The organism is Acetivibrio ethanolgignens (genome assembly GCF_001461035.1).
Lineage (GTDB): Bacteria > Bacillota > Clostridia > Lachnospirales > Lachnospiraceae > Velocimicrobium > Velocimicrobium ethanolgignens.
Window position 1 is genome coordinate 1 of sequence record NZ_LNAM01000093.1, and the last position, 1,440, is coordinate 1,440.

1 protein-coding gene is annotated in these 1,440 nt (G+C 31.4%); it reads right to left on the bottom strand.

What is annotated here, in order from left to right:
* Positions 1 to 136 precede the first annotated feature (136 nt).
* Positions 137 to 880 carry a TraX family protein gene (locus ASU35_RS05300; RefSeq protein WP_058352012.1) on the bottom strand — a complete coding sequence of 248 codons (744 nt, stop codon included), beginning with the start codon at positions 878 to 880 and terminating at the stop codon, positions 137 to 139.
* Positions 881 to 1,440 lie beyond the last annotated feature (560 nt).

Sequence of the window (1,440 nt, forward strand, 5' to 3'; positions counted from 1 at the left end):
TGAGGTTAATGTGTTAAGTTTTCAAAGTGCTATTGGTTGTCCATTTGTCGGGCAACTCAATTCTATGTTATTATATGTTTCCACATTTCCATCAAATTCCAATGGTAATTGACCAATAAATAAGATTGTCTCTTCATCAAACACTATGTCCCCCCCCCCATTTTTCAGTTGATTCTGCTGTAATATCTGTCATTTGCTTTTCTGATATAATATAGGAACTATTCATTGTACTAATTGAAACCATTACTATATATAATGCAATAATGTGAATCGGATAATAAAAATACATCCATAATCCCATCTTTCTTCCCTGTTTACCTTTATAAAGGATTATTGGTATAACTGCCACCCCTCCAAATGCTTGTATTGGATCCAAAAAGAAAAAGTTACAAGCAAGTAATGCTGCTATCAACACTGGCAATTTTTTCCTAAAGTAATAGGACGAAATAATCATAAAAAATCCTAATATTCCATATTCTGTTTTGCAAACATATATAATTACACTCGTCAGTAATATAATTAGAGTTCTTAAAAGAATTCGTACAAAATTACTTTCGTCGTATTTATCATCTACTTTTTTTGATATATATAACGCAAATAACGCAATCACAAATAATATTAAAACGCTTTGTGATTGTGAATAAAAAAAAGTCCCATAAAAGCATTTATCTACAATAGGTTCAGAAACAACTGCTAACACTGACAATCGCAATATATACTTTCTTACACTTTTAGTACGCACAAATCCTTCTGCAATCAAGAAACAAATTATAGGAAATGCAACACGTCCAATGACTCTAAATAAAAAATAAACTGGAGGTACAACAAAAAACACACCTATGTGATCAAGTGTCATTGCAATAATCGCTATCAACTTCAACTGAAAGCCTGTAATCTCAATTTTTTTTCACTATTCACTTATACACCTCAAACATCTATTACAATCTTAATAAAATTAATACATTTTTATTTTAACAAAAACATCCGGCAGAATCAATATTTTCTTTACTTTCGTACTTTTTCACTTTCGTACTTTTATCTACAGCATTTCACATACATTCCAAACATTATAAACAACTTTCAAAAATGTCCCGATTATCAGGATGCTTATTCCTTTTAATGTTGAGATTTGCCCTTTATTTTCCATCTTCTTTTCATTGAGAATAACTTAACTTAGTTACCAAAGCAAAGTTATACCGAATTCGCTACAAGAATAGCAAGAATAGCAAGAATAGCAAGAATAGCAAGAATAGCAAGCACTGCCTGTGTCATGACACAGGCGAAATCCCCCACACTTTCCTATCGTCTGTGTGGTTGAATTTCCATAGGGAAGTATCCCTAACCCTCTCTCGATTTTTCTTCGGTTATTCTTCATTTTACCGTCAGCTTTGAGGAATAAAAACTTTTCGCATTAATTTTAAAAAATTTATAGCCATTTAC